14 protein-coding genes, 2 pseudogenes and 1 riboswitch are annotated in these 21,728 nt (G+C 35.9%); of the genes and pseudogenes, 10 read left to right on the top strand and 6 right to left on the bottom strand.

The genetic code is table 11. The features are described 5' to 3' along the window. Positions 1–37 precede the first annotated feature (37 nt). The 3 genes from rpoE (at position 38) to OZY43_RS06710 (ending at position 3,739) form a co-directional block, all read left to right on the top strand. On the top strand, positions 38–589 hold the full coding sequence (rpoE, locus tag OZY43_RS06720; protein ID WP_277164295.1) for a DNA-directed RNA polymerase subunit delta: 552 nt from the start codon (positions 38–40) through the stop codon (positions 587–589). A gap of 132 nt (positions 590–721) precedes the next feature. Continuing rightward, complete coding sequence (locus tag OZY43_RS06715; protein ID WP_277164293.1) at positions 722–2,341, top strand: CTP synthase; 1,620 nt, start codon at positions 722–724, stop codon at positions 2,339–2,341. A 123-nt stretch (positions 2,342–2,464) separates the two neighbouring features. Next, entirely contained in the window at positions 2,465–3,739 is a 1,275-nt protein-coding gene (locus tag OZY43_RS06710; RefSeq protein WP_277164291.1) for a UDP-N-acetylglucosamine 1-carboxyvinyltransferase, read from the top strand. 65 nt (positions 3,740–3,804) lie between these two features. On the opposite strand, the gene OZY43_RS06705 is transcribed toward OZY43_RS06710, so the two are convergent. The 3 genes from OZY43_RS06705 to OZY43_RS06695 all read right to left on the bottom strand — a co-directional run bounded on the left by OZY43_RS06705 (position 3,805) and on the right by OZY43_RS06695 (position 6,403). Continuing rightward, on the bottom strand, positions 3,805–5,217 hold the full coding sequence (locus OZY43_RS06705) for a C69 family dipeptidase (protein ID WP_277164290.1): 1,413 nt from the start codon (positions 5,215–5,217) through the stop codon (positions 3,805–3,807). A 336-nt stretch (positions 5,218–5,553) separates the two neighbouring features. Further along, on the bottom strand, positions 5,554–5,865 hold the full coding sequence (locus OZY43_RS06700; protein WP_277164288.1) for a hypothetical protein: 312 nt from the start codon (positions 5,863–5,865) through the stop codon (positions 5,554–5,556). Positions 5,866–5,911: 46 nt separating this feature from the next. After that, positions 5,912–6,403: a hypothetical protein gene (locus OZY43_RS06695; RefSeq protein ID WP_277164286.1), complete on the bottom strand. Its 492-nt coding sequence runs from the start codon at positions 6,401–6,403 to the stop codon at positions 5,912–5,914. A 536-nt stretch (positions 6,404–6,939) separates the two neighbouring features. Between OZY43_RS06695 and OZY43_RS06690 the strand changes: the two genes are divergently transcribed. From OZY43_RS06690 to OZY43_RS06680, 3 genes are all read left to right on the top strand, one after another. Continuing rightward, positions 6,940–7,308: a hypothetical protein gene (locus OZY43_RS06690; protein WP_277164284.1), complete on the top strand. Its 369-nt coding sequence runs from the start codon at positions 6,940–6,942 to the stop codon at positions 7,306–7,308. 519 nt (positions 7,309–7,827) lie between these two features. Next, a complete protein-coding gene (locus OZY43_RS06685; RefSeq protein ID WP_277164282.1) occupies positions 7,828–9,627 on the top strand; it encodes a thiamine pyrophosphate-binding protein in 1,800 nt (599 codons plus the stop codon). Between the two features lie 280 nt (positions 9,628–9,907). Further along, a complete protein-coding gene (locus OZY43_RS06680; RefSeq protein ID WP_277164280.1) occupies positions 9,908–10,501 on the top strand; it encodes a hypothetical protein in 594 nt (197 codons plus the stop codon). Between the two features lie 302 nt (positions 10,502–10,803). Here the strand turns inward: OZY43_RS06680 and OZY43_RS06675 are convergent. After that, positions 10,804–11,399 (bottom strand): annotated as a pseudogene (locus tag OZY43_RS06675) (solute carrier family 23 protein). Next, positions 11,399–11,977, bottom strand: a complete 579-nt coding sequence (locus tag OZY43_RS06670; RefSeq protein WP_277164278.1) for a xanthine phosphoribosyltransferase — start codon at positions 11,975–11,977, stop codon at positions 11,399–11,401. The pseudogene OZY43_RS06675 and the gene OZY43_RS06670 overlap by 1 nt, the downstream one beginning before the upstream one ends. 83 nt (positions 11,978–12,060) lie before the next feature. Continuing rightward, a riboswitch (purine riboswitch) is annotated at positions 12,061–12,157 on the bottom strand. Positions 12,158–12,340: 183 nt separating this feature from the next. Between OZY43_RS06670 and guaA the strand changes: the two genes are divergently transcribed. The 3 genes and pseudogenes from guaA (at position 12,341) to OZY43_RS06650 (ending at position 18,535) form a co-directional block, all read left to right on the top strand. Continuing rightward, positions 12,341–13,897: a glutamine-hydrolyzing GMP synthase gene (guaA, locus tag OZY43_RS06665; protein WP_280927706.1), complete on the top strand. Its 1,557-nt coding sequence runs from the start codon at positions 12,341–12,343 to the stop codon at positions 13,895–13,897. A gap of 202 nt (positions 13,898–14,099) precedes the next feature. Beyond that, positions 14,100–15,887, top strand: a pseudogene (locus OZY43_RS06655) (site-specific DNA-methyltransferase). Next, positions 15,887–18,535, top strand: a complete 2,649-nt coding sequence (locus OZY43_RS06650) for a DEAD/DEAH box helicase family protein (RefSeq protein ID WP_277164274.1) — start codon at positions 15,887–15,889, stop codon at positions 18,533–18,535. Before OZY43_RS06655 ends, OZY43_RS06650 begins: the two are co-directional and overlap by 1 nt. 447 nt (positions 18,536–18,982) lie before the next feature. Here the strand turns inward: OZY43_RS06650 and OZY43_RS06645 are convergent, their stop codons facing one another. Next, a complete protein-coding gene (locus OZY43_RS06645) occupies positions 18,983–20,290 on the bottom strand; it encodes an amino acid permease (RefSeq protein WP_277164272.1) in 1,308 nt (435 codons plus the stop codon). A 189-nt stretch (positions 20,291–20,479) separates the two neighbouring features. On the opposite strand from OZY43_RS06645, the gene rbsK reads away from it, so the two are divergent. Continuing rightward, positions 20,480–21,394 (top strand): ribokinase, encoded by a 915-nt coding sequence (gene rbsK, locus OZY43_RS06640; protein WP_277164270.1) that lies wholly within the window; start codon positions 20,480–20,482, stop codon positions 21,392–21,394. Positions 21,395–21,728: the final 334 nt, after the last annotated feature.

Here is a 21,728-nt window from a genome sequence, read left to right as displayed (position 1 = left end):
AAAATAATAAAGATTGGTAAAAGAGAGGAATGCAATTGTGGGATTAAACGACTTTAAAGACAAAAATCGTAACGAACTATCAATGATTGAAGTTGCTCGCGCAATTTTGGAAGATAATAATAAGAGAATGGCTTTTGCAGATATTGTGAATGCTGTTCAGAAGTTCTTGGGTGATAGCGACGAAGAGATTCGGGAACGCTTGCCGCAATTTTATACGGATATGAATACTAATGGTGAATTCATTTCAATGGGTGAAAATGTTTGGGCATTAAGATCATGGTTCCCATACGAATCCGTTGATGAAGAAGTTAATCACCCAGAAGATGAGGATGAAGAAGATACTCGTTCGCATCACCAGAAGGTTAATGCCTTTTTGGCTAGTGCTACTGGTAGTGATGATATTATCGATTATAACAATGATGATCCAGAAGACGAAGATTTAGATGCCACAGCAGCTGATGACACTGATGACTTTAGCAATGATGATGACTTCAGTGATGCAACTGATGATGACGAAGAAGAATTACCAGATGGAATTGAAGGCCAATTGTCAGAACTTGACGATGATGACGACGAAGAAGACGAATAATTTTCTTGACATCTTTAATCAAAATAGATAGTATTTTATTTGGGCACCTTATGTGCGTTTATGCTCCCTTAGTTGGGAGCTTTTTTATTTTTTAATTATTTTTTTGATTATTTGCTTAAAAAGGAGTTTGTAATGACAAAATATATCTTCGTTACTGGTGGTGTTGTTTCTTCATTGGGAAAAGGAATTACCGCTTCAAGTCTCGGTCGTCTACTTAAAAATCGTGGCTTAAAAGTGACTATGCAAAAATTTGACCCATACATTAACATTGATCCGGGAACAATGAATCCGTACCAACACGGTGAAGTCTTTGTTACTGATGATGGTACAGAAGCCGATCTTGACTTGGGTCACTATGAACGTATTGTTGACGTCCGGACAAGTAAATATTCTAATGTAACAACTGGTAAAATCTACAAGGAAGTTTTGGAAAAAGAACGCCGTGGAGATTATCATGGCGCAACTGTTCAAGTAATTCCGCACATTACTGATATGATTAAGGAAAAGATCATGCGTGCAGGCTTAACAACTGATTCGGATGTTGTTATTTCTGAAATCGGTGGGACTGTCGGTGATATTGAATCAAGACCATTTATGGAAGCAGTTCGGCAAATGCGCCGCGAAGTTGGTGAAGAAAATGTTATGTATATTCACTGTACATTAGTTCCTTATTTGCATGCAGCTCAAGAAATGAAGACTAAGCCAACACAACATTCAGTTGCAGAATTGCGTAGTATTGGTATTCAACCAAATATGCTTGTTTTACGGGCTGAAATGCCAATCGATCAAGAACATAAGGATAAAATTTCAAACTTTACTGATGTTCCAGTTGACTGCATTATTGAATCAGTTAATGCGCCATCACTTTTTGATTTGCCACTTGCTTTCCAAGAACAAGGAATGGATCAAAAAGTCTGTGATTTCTTACATTTAGAAAGCCCTAAGAAAGAAGCAGACATGGTTGAATGGACCAAGCTTGATGAACGGGCTAAAAATCTGAAGCATACAACTAAGATTACCTTAGTTGGTAAGTATGTTGAATTAGAGGATGCTTACATTTCTGTAACTGATGCCTTGCAACATGCTGGTTACTTGTACAATAGTAAAATTGAAATCAATAAGGTACAGGCCGAAGACATTACTGAAGACAATATTGCTGACTTTATGAAGGACTCAGATGGTTTAATTGTACCTGGTGGTTTTGGGACACGTGGACTTGAAGGAATGATTACTTCAATTAAGTACGCTCGTGAAAATGATATTCCGTTCTTGGGTGTTTGCTTAGGAATGCAAATGGCCACAGTTGAATTTGCACGGGATGTTCTTGATATTAAGGATGCTAACACAGGTGAAGTAACTCCTAACGGTAAGCATAACGTAATCGATATTATGGCTGATAAGCGCGATGAAGAAAACATTGGCGGTACTTTGCGTTTGGGCCTTTATCCAGCAACTTTGAAAAAGGGAACAAAGACAGCAGCTGCTTATGACAATCAAGATGTTATTCAAGAGCGTCACCGTCACCGTTATGAATTTAACAACGAGTATCGTGAAGCCTTTGAAAAGGCCGGCATGATTTTCTCCGGTGTATCACCTGATAATCACTTAGTTGAAATTGTTGAAATTCCGAAGAACAAATTCTTTATTGCTGCACAATATCACCCAGAATTCTTAAGTAGACCGCAGAGACCTGAAGGTCTTTACCAAGCTTTCATTGGTGCTGCTAGTGGTTTGCCAGCAGAAAAATTTTAATCAGTTTGAATAATACAAAAATTTGATTTTTGGACAGGGAAGACAGAGGTCTTCTCTTGTTTTTTCTGTAAACTTCCTTTAACATTAATATGATTAAACGAATAGAAAAGGATTTTTTCGCCAATGAAGCAAATGATAATTCATGGTGGAAAGCCCCTGCAGGGTGATGTCTGGATTGGCGGTGCCAAAAATTCAACCGTGGCACTAATTCCGGCATCGATTTTGTCACGTACACCAGTAACTTTAGAAGGCGTTCCGAGGATTGCTGATGTTGACAACTTGATGGATCTTTTGAGTGAAATGGATGTTGGTAGTGATTTTCATGAGACAACGTTGCAGATTAACCCTGAGAACATTAAGATGAGCCCATTGCCAAGTGGTAAGATCAAGAGTTTGCGTGCATCCTATTATTTTATGGGGGCACTTCTTGGTCGGTTTGGTAAGGCTGTTGTGGGCTTCCCTGGTGGGGATGATATTGGGCCGCGCCCCATCGACCAACATATTAAAGGCTTTGAAGCCTTAGGCGCATGTGTAAAAAATGAAAATGATCAAATAATAATTACGGCTCCTTCAGAAGGCCTTCATGGTACAGTAATTCACCTAAAGATGCCATCAGTTGGAGCAACAATGAACATTATTATGGCTAGTGTGACAGCACGGGGCCAAACAATTATTGAAAATGCTGCTAAAGAACCAGAAATTATTGATTTAGCGACTTTTCTCAATAATATGGGAGCAACTATCCGTGGTGCTGGTACCGATTCAATTAGAATTGAAGGTGTTAAAGAGCTGCGGGCACAGGCACCACATACGATTATTCCGGATCGAATTGAAGCAGGGACATATATTTCTCTTGCTGGTTGTATCGGTAATGGGATTCGGATTCACAATATTATTGAGGAGCACCTTGATTCTTATCTTGCTAAGGTTGAGGAAATGGGTGTTGTGATTGATGCTGATGAAGATTCTTTGTTTGTTTATCCGGCAGGAGAACTCAAGATGACGCAAATTAAGACGGGTGCTTATCCCGGATTTGCGACTGATTTGCAGCAGCCGGTGACGCCGCTCTTGTTAACAGCTAAAAATGGTGAAGGTGTAATTATTGATCGAATTTATCCTAAGCGGATTGGTCATATTGAGCAATTACAAAAAATGGGAGCCGATATTAAAGCTGAGGATGGCATTATTTTAGTTCATCCAACGGAGCAGCTTCATGGGGCAACTGTTGCTGCCGGTGAAATTCGCGCTGGTGCTTGTTTAATGATTGCCGGTTTAATGGCAGATGGCACAACTGTGATTAATAATGCAGGCAATATTTTGCGTGGTTATGACCGTGTTCAAGAAAAATTACGTTTACTTGGTGCAGATGTTACCATTCAAGATGTGCCAGAAAAATAAATTAGCAAAAAAAGCTTGGGGCATTTTTAAATGCTCCAAGCTTTTTTCGTATAAATAATTAACTTCTAATCAAGTAAATCGTATTTTAAAGTCATTAAGCTGTGGCCTTCATCAACCATGTTGCCCAGAAGTTCAATCGTGTTGTTGTAAACCTGATCGGCCATTTCTTGGTTGGCACTCATTAGAGCATCTTCCAATTGTTGTCCAGATAACTCTTCAGCCTTCTTGTCCGTTTGGTGTTGAATCATGTGACATTCAGCCTGTGACTTTTGCTCAAAGTCAGTTTCTAATTCACCATAAACCTTAAAGTTAGTATCGCCGAGTTGTGCTGTTAGCTTATTCAGCCAGAAAATCTTGTTCAGATCAAATTTTGGTCCAGTTTGAAAACTTGCAGGCGTGGTAGCAACGTTAGTGTAGAATGGCACCATACAATTGAATGAGTTGGGACCAAAGGCTAACCATTGTACGCCAGCAATAGCTTCAGGAACATCATTTCTGACTTGCAAAATATGGGTTTCAAAGTTACGGTTCAAGGCAATTGAACGGTAAGTCTTCTTTTCAGCAGCTGTACCCGTACCGTATGGGTCATAAGGCGTATCTTGGTAGTGTGAACTTTCAACCCATTCAATATCTTCAATGCTAATTTTACGGTTAGCGTGGCAAATAAATGGTTGGTCTTGATCAGTTGGTTCGCCGCCAAATTCAGGATCAAAATAGTTGTGAACAAACCAAGCCCGTGGATTGTTGTAATGCGCGTCTTTAATAGATGAACTACCAAAAATGTGACGCATATTGTAGCCTTCACGGTCAGGATTTAAGTGATATGTGGCAATTAAATCTTCTAAATCAGCGGAAGCCATAAAGTCATCTTGACCAAAATGGAATTCATCGATATTTAACCGGTTAGGGGCAATAACATAGGCATCATCGGGGATACGGCGTGCAATCCAGTGGTGGCCGCCGATTGTTTCAAGGTACCAAACGTTGTCTTTGTCAGCAAAAGCCATGCCGTTCATTTCGTAAGTACCATATTTTTCTAATAAGTAACTTACACGCTTAACACCGTCAAGGGCTGAGTGCAAATATGGCAAGGTTAAAGTAACAAAGTCTTCTTCACCTAAGCCGCCTTTAGTTGTTAACGGGTCAATTCCTTGAATTCGCGAATTAGTGGTGATTGTCTCCGTAGCAGTCATTGCCACGTTGGCAGCGTTGATACCAGCCGCTGCCCAAATGCCGCTTTCACCAGAAACATCAGGGGCACTGGTGTAACGTAATGGGTTAGCCAGCAGGTCTTCATCGTCAATCTTTTGGTGGCTAATGACGCTCTCGTAGTGCTGAGGTTGCTTGTCAGGGGTAATAACTTCAAATCCTTCAGGGATAATGGTTCTACCGCCGTCTTCGCTACGTGCGATCATGGTTGAACCATCAAGTGAAGCATTTTTACCGACTAAAATTGTAGTACATTCTGCTTTATTCATAAGTAAGTCCTTTCTGTATACTATAACTTCTATTGTATTAAAAATAGTGGGTGAATAGCAATCTAAATAAGTTTAAATTAGCAAAATAACAGGTTAATATATTATTGCTTGAGGTTGTCATATTTTTAGCCACTCCGTAAGGGGCAGAATTTTTATAGAAATGTTGCTGATAACTTAATTAAATCTGTGCAAAAATAAATTTACGCAAGAATAAGCCAAAAAACATTTTCTCAAGCAAAATAAAAAGCATTACTAAGTTAGTAATGCTTTTTTTGATTAATTTTTAATTAGCTAGAGTTTTCTCTAATGCCATTTACTGATGATTTTGCTAGAAGGTTAAATATTGCTTTGCAGGTACACTTCAAGTTCATGACTGTACGCGTCCATGCCCATTAGTTTAATTGTCTTAATGATTGATTGGCTGTTTTCTAAATAAGACTCTTGCGGATTTTTATGATATTCAATGATGTTTTTAGATATGAGGATACCCATTTTGTAGAAAAAATTATCGGGTCTAGTTTTAATTTTATCGGCACTTGCGATGAAATAAGCGGCGTCTTGATAATCTTTACTTTCAACACATAGGAAGATAATATTAGCTAAAATTACTATTAATGAAGCTTGAATATCAATTTCATTAATATTCAAAAACTTATTAAGAATTTTTTTGACAATGGCAATATTTTGATCAAGTTCAAATAGGGGGGAGTAGGTTGCGATAAATAGTTAAGTAGTCCTTACTCAGAAATTTCGTGTTTAAGAATTTTTCTTTCAAATAATTACGACTTTTTTCATTTAAGCTATCAAAGTCATGGTTCATTAGCGCGATGTAAGCATTAATCAAGGCTAGTTGCTCTTCTTGATTAGGATAATTATTGGTGACGATTGTATCTTTAATTTGTTCTAATTCAGCTTTTGAATTTTGATAATAAGCATTAGTAATCAATGTTTTTAACTGGTTTTCTTGGTGGTGCTGCGAACACTCAGCTTCATTTAGTTTGGTAAAAAAATCAACGGTTGGAATGTGATTGTAATGAAGTAGGTCGAGTAAATCATTGGCTGATAAGTGGCTTTTTCCTTGTTCTACTTTAGTATAAAATGAACGACTAACGATATTACCAACCCAATTTTGTTGGGACTTATGTTGAATAAGGCGATACTTTTTTAGTAATTCATTGATTTCCATTGATAGACTCTTTCTAATTATTTGTAAACGGTTTATATATAAATTTTAAACTATTACTTCTTTTTTGAAAAATAAAAATTTCATGTTTGAATGTGAAAATATGAACCATTGAACAATAATTGAAAAAGATTTGCTATAACAAGATTAAAGAATAAAAGCGCTCTTAATTCTTTAGTTGATAATGTAATAATTTTATAGAAAGGGTGACTAATATTCATATTGCGTTGTTAGGTTTGTTATATATTTTGCTATAGAACGTTTAGGTATGCCTAGTAATGTAGCAAGTTTTGTAACTAATACTATTACATTATTTATCTAAATTAAATTTTAAATAATATGTCGAGTGTTAAATTTGATAAGAGCTATCAAGTCTACTATTTTCTTTTAAATTCATTTTTCTAAATATATTAGATTATCTATAAACAAAAAAATTATTAAGAAATGGTGAATTCAATAGATAAGTTACTTATTGTCATAATTATTTTATGAGTAGGTGAAATAAATTAGAATTTAAAATTAAATTTTTGGAGTAAGCAATGAAAAGGAAACTTGAAAAATTATTTTTAACCATTGTTGGTGGTGTATTATTAATTGTTTCAGTACGCGATTTTTCTATTTGGCGTAGTATTTCAGAAATAATAACAGCACTATTAATGCTAGTAGTTGCAATGTGTTTAGAATCAACAGATGAAACAGGGAATATATCTAAATCTAATTATGTAATAGACCATAAAGTAACACTTTATACTGAACGCATGCTACTAATAGCATTTTTAGTTTTTATGATTTTCTACTATATAGATAAAAAGAATATTTTGCTAGGTATTTTATCTTTATATTCATTTATTATTTGGCAAATACAACAATTGATGATAATAATTTTAGGATTTATAAAATATAAATAAACTTAACAGCTAATCGCTATCATCATAAAGGGACATACTAAAGAAATCGATTAGGAGAAAATATTTATGGGTTTTTGGATAATGATAATTTCTTGTTTGATAGGTTTAATTTTTATTATTTTGAGTCGATCAAAAAAGTTATCGAAAAAAGTTAAATACTTATTATTAGTTTGTGGCATTGTATTTATATTGTTTGCAATATTTTTAGCTACTCCGCAAGGTGCGGATTTTTGTAATAGGCTAAATTGGATAGGATTCTAGCTGAATCAATTTGCCCAACGATTTGTGACTGAGTAAAAGCTTGGACATCAAGTGCCAACATACTACGAAGAGTTTCTAGTTTAAATGATGAAGCTGCCAGTTTTGTTTAAGGCGTCAAGCATCTATCAGTGCAAGCGTCAAAAAACTCTATGACATATTAACTTCAACTAGATTAGTATGTTTTGTATATTTGAAAAACTCTAACAAAAGTAAGGTATTATATCTTGACTTACAAAAAGTAAGTGATATTATTTAGAAATGCTTACAAAAAGTAAGTTGTGGAATGAATTCAAAGAATGGAGTTTTGATAATAAGATGATGGCAGGTCAAGCACTTGCAAAAGTATTAGAAAAGTGGAATATTGACCATGTTTACGGTATTACTGCTGATTCAATTAATAATACAGTTGACGGCTTATACCAAGAACGTGACCAAATTAAGTATATTCAAGTACGTCATGAGGAAGTTGGTGCTTTGGCAGCAGCTGCTGATGCCAAGCTAACTGGTAAGATTGGAGTTGCTTTTGGGTCTGCCGGTCCTGGATCAGTCCATATGTTAAACGGTCTTTACGATGCGAAGATGGATCATGTACCAGTGCTAGCTTTAGTTGGTCAGACTTCAACGGCTTTTATGAATACTAATTTCTTCCAAGAATTGAATCAAGATCCGATTTATGCCGATGTCGCACAATTTCATAAGTTAGCTGCTAATGCTGAGCAAATCCCTAGTCTAATTGATGAGGCAATTCGTTCAGCTTATGCAACTAAGTCAGTATCAGTTGTCGTATTGCCTGATGATCTTTCAGGACAAGAAATTGAATATGTAGCAACTAAGACAGCTGCATTAAGTACAACTAATAATGAAATTGCAGCTAAGGAAGCTGATGTGACTGCTGTTTCTGCCGCAATTAAGAATGCCAAGAAGCCAGTGATGTGGCTAGGTCAGGGTGCACGTGGCAGTCGTGATGCCGCAGTTCAAGTTGCTGATAAGTTTGGATTACCAGTTTTGACTACTGCACCAGCGGTCGATGTCTTTCCTACCGATCACCCTAACTACATGGGTGCACGTGGACGTTTGGGAACTAAGCCTGCCTTTGATGTTTCTCAAGACAGTGACTTAATTTTGTATGTTGGTACTAATTATCCGTTTGCTCGCTTTTTGCCAAATGACAAGACAATTATTCAAGTTAACAACAATTTGGCTGATTTGGGTAAGCAATATGACGCTGATATTACTGTTTTGGCTGATGCGAAAGACTTTTTAGAAAAATTAGCTGCGGTAGATTATCAAGCAGAATCAACTGCATTTTTAAAGGCAGCTCAACAAGACCGCGCTTTATGGGTAAATTGGTTAGAAAAGCTTGCTGCTGATGATCATGATGGTTTGCGTGCTGAAAGTGTAATTCAAGCAATTAAGAATAATTCAGCAAAGGATGCTGTCTTTGGACTGGATGTCGGCAATAATACTGAATGGGCTTTACGGCAATTGCCATTTGATCAGGAGCAGAAATACGCAATGTCAGCTTGGTACGGTACAATGGGCTTTGGTCTGCCAGCAGGTCTTGCTGCTAAGTTATCATTTACTGACCGTCAGGTTTGGACAATTTCTGGTGATGGCGGGTACTCAATGGTAATGCCAGACTTGTTAACGGAAGTTAAGTATCACTTGCCTGTTGTTAACGTGGTTTTGGAGAACAAGTCATTTGGCTTTATCGGTCATGAAAAATTGCAAGCAGGACAGGCACCTTATGGTATTGACTTAGTTGGTGCAGATTGGGCCAAAGCTGAGAGTATGGGTGCAATTGGCTTAACTGCAACTAATTTAGTGGAATTAAACCAGGCAATGGCTAAGATCAAGCAGCTGCAAGTTAATGGCAATGATTTGCCAATTGTTTTGGATGCTAAGATTTTAGATATTGATCCAATTGATACTAACGTTGTCATGACTGATGAGAATGTGTTTGGCACAGAAGCCATAGCTGACTATCGTAAGACCTATGAGTTAGATGCAGCAGATCAACCAGCATTTAGTGAATTGTTAGCTGCCGCAAACAAGTAATAGAACAAATATAAAAACATCTTCAGTTAAATCTGAAGATGTTTTTTGGTGGAATAATAATTAGTTAGTTACACGTTCTTGGTGCCAAGCAAGAACTACCCTGACGATGGCATTAAGCAAAAGAGAATTCATGGGATAAATTAACAGTTTTTAAAGAGCCAACGGATAAATTAATGTCATGTGAAAATAATTGTAACAATCTTGTTATAATATAACGATTGTTATTGATCTATAATATCTGGTGAAGATGATATTTATTTTAGATAAAAGGAGAATTTAAATGAAGCATTCAAATTTATTAGCTTTACTTGCAGTGGCAACACTTGCGAGTGCAGCTGGAGTAAATACAACTGTCCAAGCTCAAACTATTAAACCAGTTAAGTCTGTTACCCAAAAAGTTACCAGTACTTATTCTTTCCCTAAAAAATGGCGCGGTAAATGGTATAGTAGCAATATTTTAACTCCTAAACCATTAATTATTAAGTTAGGCAGCTATACATCACCTAAAACTGGTCAGACTGTTAAAATGACCAGTGTTGCTAGCGCACCAACTACTGGTAAATTAACCTCAGAAATAACCAGTGTTAGTCAGGATCAAGATTCTGCCAAGCTTGCGGCATTAGCAACTGGTTCAAGTAAAAAGATTAATCATATTACTTGGTCGCTTGTGACACCAACAAGCAAAGATGCAGAAAGTGCAGCTTATTCAATGAAAGTTGAAAAGCTCGATGGTAAGAAAGTTCAAGTATTATTTGAAGCACAACCAGATACTGGTAAAGTTTATAACCAATACTTTAAGTCAAAGAAATTAGCTAAAAAATACGGTAATCATCATTTCAAGAAGATTAGTTATACGGAATATAATTATCGTTAACAAAAAAGAGTCGAATTTGATTTTGTCATGAACCCTGAAATTAGTTGTCCTAATTTTAAGGTTCACATCACATGCGACTCTTTTTTTTACTTAAAGGTAAGTGTATAAAGAATTTAACTGGTGTTTTGTTAGGCAGAAAGAATAAAAATATTGCTTTTGTCACAACTGTGATTGCGAATAAGTATGATAAAAGCAGTATATTATTATTAAAATAAAAGGAACTACTTCAAATTGAAGCAGTTCCTTTTTAGGTGCAAGTAAGTATTCTCAAGGGCAGGAAAACTTACTTACATAATAGAAAATTATTGTTTTGCAGTACCTCCTTTAAGCAGCAAGTTGAGAATGGTTGCTGCTAGACTGGTAATTACAATTCCGTTGGATAAGAATAATTGGATAGTTGCTGGCAAATTATGGAAAATTTGTGGATAAATGGTAACCTCAAGACCTAAGCCAATTGAGATGGCAATAATTAAAATGTTATTATTGTTGTTTAAATCAACCTTAGTTAAGGTTTTAATTCCCTAAACAGCAATCATCGTGAATATCACTAGCATGGCTCCACCTAAAACAGGGGTGGGAATGATGGTAATAATCGCGCTGTACATATCATTGATTGAAAATTTCTTACCAATCATTTGCAAAGGAGCAACGGCTTGAACGGCATAACCTAGAATAACGGGAAAGCCAATCCAAAAAAAATGTTGCTTATTAGCTGCAGAAGTGTGGCAAGACCACACATGAAAATGTCGATAAAAACAAGGTGAGTCATCTGTCTGGCATTAAATTTTAATGCACTGCCAATTAGTAGTGGCACAGCTACGGCGCTAGAATACATAGCTAAGAGATGCTGGAAACCAAGTACTGCTGCTTTTTGGTGACTAACTTCTTGTTTGAGCATTATTCTTCACCTGCAAAGTGAACTGCGCCATCAGCTAGGCTAGTGATATTAGCCAGAGCTTCTAAGCGATAATTGTGGTCGCTAATCCAATCACTGCCGCCTTGGAAAGTTTTGGCAACGACAACACCAACGCCGGCAATTTTGGCGTGAGCCTGTTCAGCAATATTAATCATGCCCTTAACAGCTTCGCCATGAGCTAAAAAGTCATCGATAATTAGTAGCGTGTCATCTTCATGCAGGAATTTTTGTTCAACACAGATTTTGTTAGTGACCTTTTTGGTATAAGAAAAAACATCGGCCCAGTAAACTGCATCGTTAAGCGTTGACGGCTTCTTCTTGCGGGCAAAAATCATGGGCACGCGCAATTCAAACGCTGCCATAATGCCTGGTGCAATGCCAGAAGCCTCACAAGTTAAGACCTTGGTAATGTCACTATTTTGAAAGCGGCGGGCAAACTCCTGTCCGCAGGCAATCATCAATTCTGGATCAACTTGATGATTCAAAAATGAGTTGATTTTCAGGACATTTCCAGGTAAAACTTCACCATCACGTCTAATGCGATCTTCTAGTAACTTCACGTTTTCCTCCTTGAAAAAAATAGGGACCTCTTCTACCAAAACTATGGTAAAAGAGGTCCCTAAAAGGGGTCAGTGTGACCGCTAAAAGTTGCTGCTTAATCCATAGTTCAGAATTTTGGTTCTGAGTAGAAACTGTCGACCTGATTACGACAATATATAGATTAATATTTATGTATTGAATGAATTCTAACAGAGTTAGTTGGGGCATGCAAGAATAAATTTTGTTTTAAAAGCGAATTATTTTTTGCATATATAGGATATAATTCGCCTTTAAAAATATTCTGCGAAGAAAATGGTTGACCACAATCATAATTCCTAGTATGGTTTAACTAATTTACAGTGTAGCTTTACAAAAGGTTGGGGATGGCCGTGAAGAAAAAAATCAGTGACTTTGATGAAATTATTGTTTTAGATTTTGGCAGTCAATATAATCAATTAATAACGCGCCGGCTGCGTGATTTTGGTATTTATTCAGAATTATTGCCACACGACATTAGTATGGCAGAAATTAAAAAGATTAATCCTAAGGGCATTATTTTTTCTGGTGGACCAAATAGTATTTACGCAGAAGATGCGCTAAAAGTTGATCCTGAAATTTTTAAGTTGGGGATTCCGATTTTAGGAATTTGTTACGGGATGCAGCTGATGTCGTACTACTTGGGCGGCAAGGTTGAGCCGGCGAATAATTCAGAATATGGTCGTGCTGATATCAAGGTGGAGGACCCAAGTGCTGTTTTGTTTAGTGATCTGCCAGCAGAAGAATATGTCTGGATGAGTCATGGTGATTTAGTTACACAAGCACCCGATGGCTTCACAACAGTTGCTTCAAGTAAGAATTGTCCAATTTCTGCAATTGCCAATAATTCGGCTAAATTTTATGGTATACAGTTCCATGCCGAAGTGCGCAATACACAATATGGTCTTGATATCTTGAAAAACTTTGCCTTCAAGGTTTGCGGAGCTAAGGCTGATTGGTCAATGACCGACTTTATTGAAATGAAAATTGCTGATATTCATGCAGAAGTTGGCGATAAAAAAGTGATTCTGGGCCTGTCTGGCGGCGTTGACTCTAGTGTGACTGCGACACTACTCCACAAGGCAATTGGTGACCAAATGACTGCAATTTTTGTTGATCATGGCATGCTGCGCAAAAACGAGGGCGACGAGGTCATGGCAGCTCTTAACCGTGACTTAGGGGTGAATATCGTTCGTGTTAACGCTAAAGACCGCTTCTTAAATAAGCTCAAAGGTGTTACTGATCCTGAACAAAAGCGCAAAATCATTGGTAAGGAGTTCATTGAAGTCTTCAATGAAGAAGCACAAAAAATCCCTGATGCTGACTTTTTGGCTCAGGGAACTTTATATACTGATGTGATTGAGAGTGGGACTAATACTGCACAAACAATAAAGTCACACCATAATGTCGGCGGCTTGCCGGAAGATATGCACTTTAAATTAATTGAGCCTTTGCGTAAGTTATTTAAGGACGAGGTGCGTGACTTAGGTGAAAAATTAGGTATTCCGCATGATCTAGTTTGGCGGCAGCCATTTCCGGGTCCAGGACTGAGCATTCGCGTTTTGGGTGAAGTAACTGAAGATAAGCTGGCATTAGTGCGCGATAGTGATGCCATTTTACGGGACGAAATCAAAAAAGCTGGACTGCAAGAAAAGGTCTGGCAATACTTTACTGTTCTGCCAGGCATCAAGTCAGTTGGTGTAATGGGCGATGGTCGAACTTATGACTATACAATTGGTATTCGAGCTGTAGCTTCAATTGATGGCATGACGGCGGATTTTGCGCGTTTGCCGTGGAATGTCTTACAGAAGATTTCTACCCGCATTGTTGATGAAGTTCCTAATATTAATCGCGTGGTCTACGATGTCACGAGTAAGCCACCTTCAACAATTGAATGGGAATAATTAACTAATGTTTGTTAGAATTGGAATACCGATATATCAGACTTTAATAGGACATAAGTTTACTCAAAAAGGGATAAATTGACATAGAAGTATGCCAAAAGTATGCCAAAAAAGAAGCGTCTAGTTTATTTGAACTGGGCGTTTTTTGTAGTGTGATTTGAGATATAATTAGATTATTGATAAAAAAGAAAAGGTGAAGGCAATGGCTGTTGAATCAAAAGCAAAGGATCATATCAGAAAAGTATTAGAACAATTTGGTAATAAGTATTTTACTGCTGATGGTGCTTTAAAACGGAATAATGTTATTGAAGATCTGGATAAGTATGATAAAGATTTAATGACCGCTTTACTAAGCGATGAGTTGTTGCATAAAACATATACTTCTAAAATTGCAGGCGTAGAAATTTTTGAAATTAATAAATTTGTAGATATGCTGAAGTATAAGGAATATTGGGCAGATAGTTTTACGAAGTTTGACACAAAGATTGGCTTAGCCGTTGGTGATAGATATATTGCAGATTCATCTGATGTTGTTTTGGATTTTCCATATAAGGATACTGTACTTAAAGCAGGTATGACCAAGGAAGATGTTGATAGTGGAAATGCAAACGAGCCATTTTTAAATGAAATTTTGGCTAAGTCTGAAATTGATGAACTTAAAGAGCCCAAAATATTTGTAAATACTAAAAAGTATGATCAAAATGGTGAACATAAAGTTTTTCATTTTGATAATCAAGATAATTTGATTATTAAGGGGAATAATTTAATAGCTTTATATAGCTTAGAAGAAAAATATGCAGGAAAGATAAATACTATTTACATTGACCCTCCGTTTAATACGGGAAATGACTCATTTAAGTATAATGATCATTTCAACGAATCAAGTTGGCTTGCATTTATGAAAAATAGAATTGAAATAGCAAGGAAATTATTGAGAGAAGATGGAAATTTATTTATACATATAGATATAAATGAAGATCATTCTTTGAAAGTATTGGCTGATAGTGTTTTTTTTTAAAAAAACTTTGTTGAGGAAATAGTTTGGGCCTATGGTTCAGCTTCAGGAGGTCGTGCAGCCGGTGCAAAACCTGTAAATATACACGATTATATTCTACATTATGCAAAAAAATATTCTGAGAGAAAGCAATTTAAATTATATACACCATATTCTGCTAAGTATATTAAAGATTGGTTCAAGTTTGAAGATGCTGATGGCAGAAAGTATCAGAGAAGACAGAGAGGTAAGGATAAAGATGGTAAACCAATTTGGCATAAGCAATATCTAGATGAATCAAATGGTGTACCATTAACAACTGTTTGGTCAGATATAAAACAAATATATGCAAATCCACAGGCATATAAGAAAGCTAATATAGAGTCGTCTGAAATTGAGCTTGAATTTGGGAATTCAGGACAAAAACCAGAAAAATTATTGAAGAGAATTTTGAATATGACTACTGAAAAAGGAGATATAGTCTTAGACTTTTTTGGTGGTTCTGGCACAACTATGACGGCAGCATTAAAAATGAAACGCCGATTTATAGGAATAGAGCAAATAGTCAAGCAAACGGATATTGAAAAAAATAGGCTCATTGATGCAATAAATGGTAAACAAAGTGGTATTTCTAAGGATGTTAATTGGCAAGGTGGAGGATCATTTGTTTATGCTGAATTAATGGAAAAGAATGGTGGTTACGTTAGAGATGTTAAAGCTTCTAAGACAATTGAAGAAGCTTTAAATGTATTTAAGAGAATGAAGGAAACCACTGATTTTGATTTTCGCGTTGATTTAGATAAATTCGAACAAGAGATTCATAATTTTATTTCTTTGGAAGATGTGAAAAAAGAATTACTACATATTTTAGACAAAAATCAGCTTTACTATAATTATGCTAATATTGATGATTCTGATGTTAGGGACTTAATTAGCGATTCAGATTATCAATTTAATAAGAGTTTTTATTCTTCAAATGAAAGTGGTGAAGAATAATGGCTTCAAAAAAAGATAAAAAAGTTAAGGCACTTCCCTTACTTGAAAAAGCTAAAAACTCAATTAATGGATTAATGTTTGACTTACCAGACTTTGGTTATCTGCAAGATAATCTTAAACATGATTTACGTGGTTATCAAAGGAATGCATTACTGCATTTATACTGGTCACAGGCACAGGAAAATACCAATGATCCTTATAATCAATTAATGTTTAATATGGCTACTGGTTCTGGTAAAACAGACGTAATGGCAGCGGCTATTTTATATCTATTTCATGAACATGGTTTTCAAAATTTTATTTTTGTGTCTAATACTACTGCGGTTGTAAATAAAACTAGAGATAATTTTTTAAATTCAGCTTCTTCTAAGTATTTATTTTCTTCACCTATAATTATTGATGGCGAACATGTAGATATTAAGGATGTCGAATCTTTTCCTGTAGAACAAGAAAGCAATACTATTTATTTAAAGCTTACTACTATTCAAACTTTATCTAATGAATTAAATGATCCTGAAGAAAATGGCTTAACTTATGAAAATTTAGCTAATTTTAAAATAGTTATCCTTGCTGATGAAGCGCATCATTTTAATGTGAATACTAAAAATACTAGCAAAGAAGCAAAAATTGAACGTTCTTGGGAATCTGTATTAGATAAAATTAGAAATTCTAATAAAGCTAATATACAGTTGGAATTCACAGCAACTATTGATATTGATAAACCAGAAGTTTATGAAAAATATAAAAATAAGATTATTTTTAAATATGACCTAGACCAGTTTATGGAAGAAGGCTATTCTAAAAAAGTTTTTAGGCTGCAAGCTAATACTGAAAACAATTCTAAGTTACTTAATGCGGTTTTGTTAAACGAATATCGCAAAAGGATTGCAATCAAATTAGGCATAGCTGATTTTAAACCAGTTATGCTTGTGAAATCGAATCGAATAAGTACTTCCAAGCAAGTGGAAAGAGATTTCTTAAATATGATGGAGGAGTTATCGTCTGAATATTTAAAAAACTTTATTGACGAAAATAAGAAACTTAATTCTAGTAGTGTAGCACTGAGGAATACGTATAATTATTGGTTAACACAGGATTTAACTAAAGCTGTAGCAGAATTTCAACAAGATTTTAATTTACAAACTACAATTAATGTCAATGAAGGTGGACAAAAAGGTCTTCTTTCAGATGAAAGAGATTTTAAAAACCTTAATAGTCTAGAAGATATTAATAACCCATTTAGAATAATTTTTGCAGTTGCTAAATTAACCGAGGGTTGGGATGTTTTAAATTTATATGACATTGTTAGAGTGTCTGAAGCAAAAGAATCTTTGACGATGAATTCCACTAATGCAGAAGCGCAGTTAGTTGGACGAGGAGCAAGATACTACCCATTTATTTATCAGAATAAAAAATCATATACTAGAAGATTTGATAGTGATTCTTTTGAACGACAACTTTTAGAAACTTTGTATTACCATACGATCAATAATTCTAAGTATATAGATAACCTTAATAAATCGTTTGACAAGATGGATTTGATTGTTAATAAGGACAGTGATTACAATATTTATTCGGCGAAAGTTAAAAAGTCATTTGTAAGAACGGATTTTTATCAACAAGGCAATTTATACTACAATCAAGTTAAAAAAGTGCCAGATAGTGATTATAAAACCATTGGTGATTACGGTATTAAGAAATCAACTCTAGATATAGACTATAATTTATCAACTACAGAAAGTAATTTGCATGATAAATTTTATAGTGGGGTTAGTGAGTCAAACATTAGATATGATCTAGTTGCTGATTTTTCGAATTTTAAAGACTATAGGTTGATAAAACGAGCAATGTCTAGAAATAAGTTTTATCGCTTTTCGGTAATGAAAAAATATTTACCAATGATAAAATCAATTAGAGAATTTATGACTTCAAGTAATTGGTTAGGTAACTTAAGAGTACAGGCTAAGGTACCAGATGAATACGATAAAGATTTAACGCAAATAGATAAATTACATGTTCTTGATAAGGCTTTGCAAATTATCCAAAGAAATATCGCTAGAAATTATCAGAAAGAGCGAGGCACTAATAAATTTGTTCCAATAGCTGTTAAAGATGTTGTAAAGGATTACAATAAAGCAATACCTAATTATTCAAATAAGGTAGTATCTGAAATCATAAAACCTAAGAACATGCTTAAAAGAGAATGGTTTCCGTACGATCATGCTATAGCAGATAAACTCGAATTATCGCTTATTAATAGAGTTGGAAGTTGGATAGATGAATTAAAGCAAAAACATAAAAATGTTTATTTCATTAGAAATGAAGAGACCATTGCTAAATGGTCATTACATGAATTTGAAGATAGAGATATAAAGCATTATGAAGGATATATGCCTGACTTCATTCTTGTATTAGACGATGGCAATGTAATGTATCAAGTATATATGGAACCTAAGGGAGATCAATTGTTAGAACGAGATGCTTGGAAGCAAGATCTTCTTGAGAGTATAAAACCAGAAAATATAGAAATTATTGGTGAAACTCGAGATGTACGCTTGTATGGTGTTAAATTTTATACAAAATTTTATACAACTGATGATGGTCGCAATGTATATGAAGAATTGAAACAGAAAAATCTTATTAATTAATTTGGTTTATTAAGGCAAAGAGTTGAGTTAGAAAAAATATAAAAATATATAGATTTTATTTTTATGATATTATATTTTTAATATCTTATTTATATAATTTATGTGACTTGAGTTTAAGTAATATTTTTCTTAAGTTAACTGGCGAAGGAAGGCTTAAACAAATTTAATTAAAAGCCAGAAGGCCCGCTACGAGGAGATCCGGAAAAGTAGTTATGTGGGCAACCGCCGATGAAGAATTTTTTTGAGTTTTATTTGTTGTACGATGTTTTGCATAACAATAATTATATTTTAGTATTAAAGGTTTTTATGAAGTGTTCACGTTGTTGTGTGCGCTTTTTTAGCATATATAAGTAAATTAGGTTGATCAACAAAAGAGAATCACTTTTGTTGTATTTAGCATCATTATTATGATCCTCTTTTTTGCTCGTTTATTTTTATTAAAATATACTACTTTTTAAGTGTGCTTTTCTCTACCCACAGATACACTGGCCAACCAGTTAAAGTTAACAAAATCCCAATAACTGCCAAAACAGGCTGAGTTAGCGTTGTGTTAATCACAATAAACAAGGCGCCGATAATGGCAAGGATTGGCGGCCACGGGAATAGGGGAATCTTGTATGGTCTCATTAATCCTGGCTGCTTTTGGCGCAGAATAAAGACACCAATAAATAATAGAATTGAAAAAATCCACGAAACATAAACTAGCATGTCGGTTAGGCTGTCAAAAGTGCCGGAAAAAATCATAATGGCCGCAATTGCACATTCAAATAGCATGCTGTTAGTCGGAACAATGGTTTTACGATTTAATTTAGCAAAAAAGTTCGCTGCTGGCAATTTATTTTGTTTGCCCAAGATGTAAGGCATTCTGGAACCAACCATGAGGTGACCGTTAATTGAACCAAAGACGGATACTAAAATGCCGATACTGATAATTAATCCACCTAAATTGCCAAATAATCGTTGGGCAGTTAGGAGTGCTGCTCCTTGGTTGCCCACGATTTTAGACCACGGAGTAATTCTGAGGTAGCTCCAATTGAGTAAGGTATAAATGATGGTGACACCAAACACGCCCCAAGTAATCGCCCGGGATAAAGTCTTTGCTGGATTCTTAATTTCTCCAGCTAAATTACCAATACTGAGCCAGCCGTCGTAGGCAAAAAGGACAGCCAGCAGAGCTTGACCAAAGGCGGTGCTGCTAGCGGAGTTAAGGTAAGGCAGTGATGTACCAGTTAATTGGTTATGGCTGCTGCTAAAAATGGCAAAGATAATGATTGCGGCAATTGGCAGTAACTTGATAATTAACGCTAGCTTTTGAACTTCACTACTTAGTTTGGAGCCCAGCCAATTAACCAGCAAGACAACTGCCATAAGGGCAAGTGCCACACCAGTAGTAGAAAAATTGCTAAAACTGGGAATTTGCTTTAATTGTGTTGCGAAGACAATTGCGAGTGCTGCGATATTAGCAGGATAATAAATGATAATTAGTGACCAACCAAAGAGAAAGGCGATTTTCGGTCCGTAGATTTCTTGTAAGTATTTGACCGGTCCACCGTCTTCTGGGAAAATAGCGGCGAGTTCAGCGACACTTAGACCCGCCATTAGGGTAATAAAACCAGCTAGCGGCCAAACAATAATACTCAGCCATGCATTGTGGGTTACTGCCGAAACGCTAGCAATTTTGAAAAAGGCACCGCCACCAATCATGGTTCCCATGACGGTAGCTAATGCTGCGAATAATGTGAGTTGTCTTTTCATAATCAAATCCCTACTAAATTTAAAATAACTTCAACATTATAGGTTAAATTAATGCAAAAAACTAAGATTGTGGTTCATGAATATGGTTACAAATTTATTTAGTACATTTGAAAGCAATTACAAGTATGCTATTATTTTGGTGGAGGCTAATTAGCCAAAAGACTTTGGCAGTTTGTAGAGGAGAGAAAGATGAATAAGGTTACAGTTATCGGCAGTATTAACCTTGATACCAACTTGCGAGTTGCGCGAATGGTTAAGCCAGGGGAAACAATCCATGCAAAAGAACACTATTCTGCTGCTGGCGGTAAGGGTGCTAATCAGGCGGTTGCGGCAGCGCGGTCTGGTTGCACGACCCGCTTTATTGGGGCTGTTGGTGATGATGCACCAGGAACAGAAATGCTGGACCTTCTTAAAGAAGAAGGCATTGATGTTTCAGGAATTGCGACAATTAAGAATGAATCAACAGGTCAAGCTTTTATTTCGGTTGATGATGAAGGACAGAACTCAATTACGATTTATGCTGGTGCTAATTATGCTTTTGGTGCTGATGAAATTATGCAAAAGAGTGCATTGATTACAAACAGTGATTTTGTAATTGCCCAATTTGAAACACCAATTGCGGCAACCATTAAGGGCTTTGAGATTGCTCGTGCGCGTGGAATTAAAACTATTTTGAATCCAGCCCCTGCAATGACTGAAATACCGAATGAGTTGCTCCAATTGACTGATATGATTGCACCAAATGAAACTGAAGCTGAAACAATTACTGGGGTGCACGTTGTTGATGAAGCTAGTGCCAAGCAAGCTGCTGCCAAATTACATGATCTTGGCGTAGCCGCGGTAATTATTACGATTGGTTCCAAGGGTGCCTTTTATGACTTTAATGGTCAAAGCGAGTTAGTGCCTGCCTTTAAGGTTAAGGCCGTTGATACGACCGCTGCCGGTGATACCTTCATCGGTGCGATGTCGAGTTTGTTAAAGCCAGACTTTTCTAATCTGCATGAGGCAATTAAGTTTGCTAACAAGGCGTCATCATTAACGGTGCAGCGTTATGGTGCCCAACCATCAATTCCGTACAAGAAGGAAATCGACCAGGTTAAGTAACTCTTATATAGTAGAAAGTAGATTGAAATAAAAAATACGAAATTAATTTAGATCTATCACGAGTTTATTAGTTAGCCTTGGTCTATTTCTTGGCTGGGAGTTCCCAGCCAAGCGCATCTAAAATCGGTTGATCAAGTGCCCAGATTGTGGTCTTCATGTCCTTGGGCTCAGTCGACTCTTCACGGGTGGTGCCGATTACGACTGCCTTCCAATTTAACTAATTAAATTTATATTTGTTAAAATTAAAGCCATAACTCTTAGAGAGCTGTGGCTTTTTTTGTTCTGGCACAAGGATATACGATTAAGTAAAACTAAACAATTGACAAAAAGTAAG

Source organism: Lactobacillus sp. ESL0785 (assembly GCF_029395455.1).
Taxonomy (GTDB): Bacteria; Bacillota; Bacilli; order Lactobacillales; family Lactobacillaceae; genus Lactobacillus.
This window is presented reverse-complemented; position numbering and strand designations above follow the sequence as displayed.

What these genes read in the sequence shown, in the direction of transcription:
- OZY43_RS06690 (WP_277164284.1), top strand. Translation starts at nt 6,940, where the DNA reads ATGAAAAGGAAACTTGAAAAATTATTTTTAACCATTGTTGGTGGTGTA.
- OZY43_RS06645 (WP_277164272.1), bottom strand. Translation starts at nt 20,290, where the DNA reads ATGAAAAGACAACTCACATTATTCGCAGCATTAGCTACCGTCATGGGA.
- OZY43_RS06715 (WP_277164293.1), top strand. Translation starts at nt 722, where the DNA reads ATGACAAAATATATCTTCGTTACTGGTGGTGTTGTTTCTTCATTGGGA.
- OZY43_RS06685 (WP_277164282.1), top strand. Translation starts at nt 7,828, where the DNA reads ATGCTTACAAAAAGTAAGTTGTGGAATGAATTCAAAGAATGGAGTTTT.
- rbsK (WP_277164270.1), top strand. Translation starts at nt 20,480, where the DNA reads ATGAATAAGGTTACAGTTATCGGCAGTATTAACCTTGATACCAACTTG.
- OZY43_RS06710 (WP_277164291.1), top strand. Translation starts at nt 2,465, where the DNA reads ATGAAGCAAATGATAATTCATGGTGGAAAGCCCCTGCAGGGTGATGTC.
- OZY43_RS06705 (WP_277164290.1), bottom strand. Translation starts at nt 5,217, where the DNA reads ATGAATAAAGCAGAATGTACTACAATTTTAGTCGGTAAAAATGCTTCA.
- guaA (WP_280927706.1), top strand. Translation starts at nt 12,341, where the DNA reads ATGGCCGTGAAGAAAAAAATCAGTGACTTTGATGAAATTATTGTTTTA.
- OZY43_RS06650 (WP_277164274.1), top strand. Translation starts at nt 15,887, where the DNA reads ATGGCTTCAAAAAAAGATAAAAAAGTTAAGGCACTTCCCTTACTTGAA.
- OZY43_RS06695 (WP_277164286.1), bottom strand. Translation starts at nt 6,403, where the DNA reads ATGGAAATCAATGAATTACTAAAAAAGTATCGCCTTATTCAACATAAG.
- OZY43_RS06680 (WP_277164280.1), top strand. Translation starts at nt 9,908, where the DNA reads ATGAAGCATTCAAATTTATTAGCTTTACTTGCAGTGGCAACACTTGCG.